This window comes from Actinosynnema sp., from assembly GCF_052038725.1.
In genome coordinates this window covers 1-4065 of the sequence record NZ_JBQGCX010000314.1, presented here as the reverse complement: position 1 = coordinate 4065, position 4065 = coordinate 1, and the positions used below count along the sequence as shown (strand labels likewise).

Below are 4065 nucleotides of genomic sequence, written 5' to 3'. Positions count from 1 at the left end.
ACTGCTCCTGCGCCTCCCTGCGTTCCGCGTGCCGAGCCGGGCGGGTCGAGCACCCGGCGCCCCCGTGCGGGGTCAGGGGTGGCAATACCCGCCAGAGGGACGACCAACCACGAACGGGGGAAACGGGAGGAGGTTCTTCGTGACGCTGCGAGAGCCGCCCACCGCGGGCGGGGCTCAGACCGGGCGACCCAGCAGGCGCACCGCCAGCGCCAGGCGCAGCCGCAGCATCCCCGCCGCGTCGCGCAGGCTCCACCCCAGCAGCACCTCGGCCCGCTGCAGCCGCACCCGCAACGTCGAGTGGTGCACGAACAGCTCCTGCGCGGCGGCCCGCTGGTTCGGGGCGCGCGCCACCGCCACCAGCGTCGGCAGCAGCCACGGCGCCTCCTCGGCCGCCGCCGTGAGCACCGCCGCGTCCGGCGTCGTGGTGCCCGGCGCGACCGCCGCCGCCAGCATCTCCAACCCGCCCAGGTCCTCGGCGCGCACCACGCGCGGGCCGGGGTCGGCGGTGGTGCCCTCGGCGGTCAGCCGCAGCGCCGTCAGCGCGCGCGCCGCCGACTCGGGCAGCCGGTGCGCGGGCACCGCCGGTCCCACGCCCGCCCGGCCGCGCACCGGCACCGGGTCGCCCTCGGGCTGCACCAGGACCTTGCCGTGCGGCTGGGCCAGCACGCGCAGCCTGCCCTCCGGGTTGAGGCCCAGCGCGCGCAGCGCGGCGAGCCGGGCCTCCAGGGGGGTGCCTGCGGCGATCGCGGTCTCCAGCAGCGGCGCGGCCGGGGTGTGCGCGGGGGTGGTGACGGGGCGGTGCCGGATCAGCAGGGCAGCCGCCGCGCCCGCGCGCTCCAGGACCAGGGTGTCCAGGTCGCGTCCGCGCGCCGGGCTCTCCAGCCACAGGGTGGCCGCGCCGTCGAGCACGCGCACCGCCAGCCAGTCCGGTTCGGGGCGGGCGGGGCTGTCGCGGCGCTCGCCGTCGGGCTCGACCCGGATGACCACGCGGCGGGTGCGGTCGACCAGGCGCGCGGGCAGGCCGGTCAGCTCGGCGGCGGCGCGCGCCACCGCCTCCAGGTCGGCGCGCCTGCGCAGCAGGTCGTCGAAGCGGGCCGCGACCCGCTCCGCCCCGCCGGGTCCGGGTTCCATCGATGCGGGTGGTTCCGCAAGGCTCCGCACGGTCTCCCCCCTCGCGATCGGCTGCGCCGCCTACTCTCCCAGTCCCTGCCCCGGTCGGACCAATCGCCTCCCGCACGGGGGTGGCTGCCCGTGCCGGCCCAGGCGGAGCAGGGCGGGGGCGCGCGGATCGTCGTGGTCGACGACGGCGCACGCGCGGCCCTCAGGATGGCACCTGGACAGGTACCGGCGCTGCCCCTCGACGTACCGGCGGTTCGAGGGGTGCCCCGGATCGGGGTGCGAGCCGTCGCGCCCGGCCATCCGCGGCGCGGTGACCGCGAAGGAGGCGCGCAGGAAGATCCCGCAGTCCCAGAGCGGGGCGAGCTCGTCGCGGTGCAGGAAGATCCCGTCGAGCAGCAGCACCGCGTCCGCCGGGACGAGCCGAGGGGCCCGCTCGACGGGGCGGTCGGTGGTGTGGTCGAACACGGCGGTGCGCACCAGGCGGTCGCCGCCGGGCGCGAGCGGGTCGAGCAGGGCGCGGCGCAGCGCGGGGTAGTCGTAGGAGTCGGCGAAGAACCCCTCGGGGTCGTGCCCGCCGCGCCGGTGGCGGAGGGCACGCGGGTGGTGGAAGTCGTCCACGCCCGCCCGCACCACCGGCCGTCCCAGCGGGGCGAGCGCGGCGGCGAGGTGGTCGGCGAAGGTGGTCTTCCCGGCCCCGTCGACCCCGTCCACGGCCACCCGCGCGATCCCGCCGGGCCGCAGCGCCGCCACGTGCCCGGCCAGCCGCCCCAGCAGCCGCGCGCGCTCGGGCGGGACGGCCACCGCGCTCAGCCGTCCTTGCGCGCGGAGCCGGTGCGCATGTGGATCTGCTCGCCCTGCTTGCCGAACAGGCTCAGCACCTCCACCGGCCGGTCCGGTTCGGCGGCGCCGAACCAGTGCGGCACGCGCGTGTCGAACTCGGCGGCCTCGCCGGAGACCAGGACCACGTCGTGCTGCCCGAGCACCAGCCGCAGCCTGCCCGCGAGCACGTACAGCCACTCGTAGCCGCCGTGGGTGCGCGGGTCGGGCTCGTCGCCCCGGTAGGGGATGAGCATCTTGTACGCCTGGATGCCGCCGGGCTGCTGGGTGAGCGGCACCACGGTCATGCCGTTGCGCCGCACCGGCGCGAGCCGCACCCTCGGGTCGCCCACGGGCGGCGCGCCGACCAGCTCGTCCAGGGGCACCCGGTGGGCGCGGGCGATCGGCAGCAGCAGCTCCAGGCTGGGCCGCCGCTGCCCGGACTCCAGCCGCGACAGGGTGCTCTTGGAGATGCCGGTGACCTCGGCCAGGTCGGCCAGCGTGGCCCCGCGCGAGGTGCGCAGCGCGCGCAGCCGCTCGCCGACCTGCCCGAGCACGTCCTCGTCCACGTCCCACCCACCTCCGGCCCGTCCCGCGTCCGGCAACGCGTGTTGCCATTATGCGCCGGGGTGAGGGGTGCTCAGGTCAGGCTGAGCTGCCCGTCGCGCACGGCGGACGGGCCGAGGTCGCCGGTGCGGTAGTGCTTGCGGCACAGCACCTGGTAGCGCACGTCGTCCGCGGCGACCTGCACCACGTCGGCCACCAGGACCGTGCTGCCGTCGCGCACCAGCACGTCGTCGTGCACGCGCCCGTTGAACCGGCCGGGCAGGCCGCACCAGCACAGCACCTCGACCTGGATGGCGTTGAGCTCGTCGGCCAGCTCGAACAGCCTGCGCGAGCCGGGGAACATGGTGCTGCGGAAGTCGGTGGCCAGGCCGAAGCAGTAGACGTCGATCTGGGCGTCGTCGGCGAGCTCGGCGAGCTGGTCGACCTGCTCGGGGTCGAGGAACTGGGCCTCGTCGACGATCAGGTAGTCCACCCGCTGCCCGCGCCCCCAGTGCTCGCGCACCAGCGCGCCCAGGTCCATCTCGTCGTGGACCTCCAGCGCCCGGCGGGCCAGGCCCATGCGGCTGGAGATGGTGGGGGTGCCGGAGCGGTCGTGGCGCACCAGCAGCAGGCCGCAGCGGCCCTGGCGGGCCTGGTTGTGGTCGATCTGCAGGGCCAGGGTGGACTTGCCGCAGTCCATCGGGCCGAAGAAGAACCGCAGGCTGCCCGCAGCCCTCACCCCGCGCCGCGCCCCGGCGGCGGGCACGGACGCCAGGGCGTCGGTCGGGTCGAGTGCGGGGTTGGTGGGTTCCACGGCGCGCAACCTTAATGCGCCCGGCACCGGGCGCGGTCACTCAGGTGGGCGAGCGGGACTGGACCTCATATCATGTCCCGCGATATAACGTGTCTCGTGAAGTCCATGACGGAGCAGGCGCTCCTCATCCTGACCGCCCTCACCGAGGGCCCCCGGCACGGCTACGCGATCGTCCAGAGCGTCGACGCGCTGTCCGAGGGGCGCACCCGGCTGCGGGTGGGCACCCTCTACGGGGTGCTCGACCGCCTGGTCGCCGAGGGCCTGGCCGAACCGGACCGCGACGAGGTGCACCAGGGCCGGTTGCGCCGCTACTACCGCATCACCGAACCGGGCGTGCGCGCGCTGACCGCCGAGGTCGCCCGCCTGGACGCCACCGTGCGCGCGGCGAGCGCCGCCCTCAGGGCCAGGGAGACCGGATGAGCTCCGGGACGGACGACGGCGGGAACCTGGAGCGCCGCTACCGGGCGCTGCTGCGACTGCTGCCCGCCGGGTACCGCGCCGAGCGCGGCGAGGAGATGACCGAGGTGTTCCTGGCAGGCCGCGAGGACGACCTGGACCGGGAGCACGGCTGGCCGGGCTGGTCCGAGGCCGCCGCCACGGTCGCCCTGGCCGCGCGGCTGCGCCTGGGGGACACGCGGGCGGGCGCGGCGGTGCGGCTGGTCGCGTTCACCGGCCTGCTCGCGCACACCCTGCTGGCCGTGCAGGAGGCCACCACCACCCTGCGCGCGAACGTCCCGGCCCCCGCCGCCGACCTGCTGGTGCTGGCGCTG

At 76.5% G+C, this 4065-nt stretch carries 6 protein-coding genes; 2 read left to right on the top strand and 4 right to left on the bottom strand.

Annotated elements, in window-relative coordinates; all coding sequences use genetic code 11:
• Window positions 1-174: 174 nt before the first annotated feature.
• From ACTUAL_RS06240 to ACTUAL_RS06225, 4 genes are all read right to left on the bottom strand, one after another.
• Window positions 175-1131, bottom strand: coding sequence for a helix-turn-helix domain-containing protein (locus ACTUAL_RS06240; RefSeq protein ID WP_096494332.1), 957 nt, complete (start codon window positions 1129-1131; stop codon window positions 175-177).
• 60 nt (window positions 1132-1191) lie between these two features.
• Window positions 1192-1920 (bottom strand): uridine kinase, encoded by a 729-nt coding sequence (locus ACTUAL_RS06235; protein ID WP_440899572.1) that lies wholly within the window; start codon window positions 1918-1920, stop codon window positions 1192-1194.
• A 5-nt stretch (window positions 1921-1925) separates the two neighbouring features.
• Window positions 1926-2504, bottom strand: a complete 579-nt coding sequence (locus ACTUAL_RS06230) for a helix-turn-helix domain-containing protein (RefSeq protein WP_096494334.1) — start codon at window positions 2502-2504, stop codon at window positions 1926-1928.
• A gap of 71 nt (window positions 2505-2575) precedes the next feature.
• Complete coding sequence (locus ACTUAL_RS06225) at window positions 2576-3295, bottom strand: thymidine kinase (protein WP_015802194.1); 720 nt, start codon at window positions 3293-3295, stop codon at window positions 2576-2578.
• A gap of 105 nt (window positions 3296-3400) precedes the next feature.
• Between ACTUAL_RS06225 and ACTUAL_RS06220 the strand changes: the two genes are divergently transcribed.
• Window positions 3401-3715, top strand: a complete 315-nt coding sequence (locus ACTUAL_RS06220; protein ID WP_440899573.1) for a PadR family transcriptional regulator — start codon at window positions 3401-3403, stop codon at window positions 3713-3715.
• The coding region (locus ACTUAL_RS06215) for a hypothetical protein (RefSeq protein WP_440899571.1) at window positions 3712-4065 on the top strand (354 nt) is incomplete at its 3' end. The genes ACTUAL_RS06220 and ACTUAL_RS06215, both read left to right, overlap by 4 nt.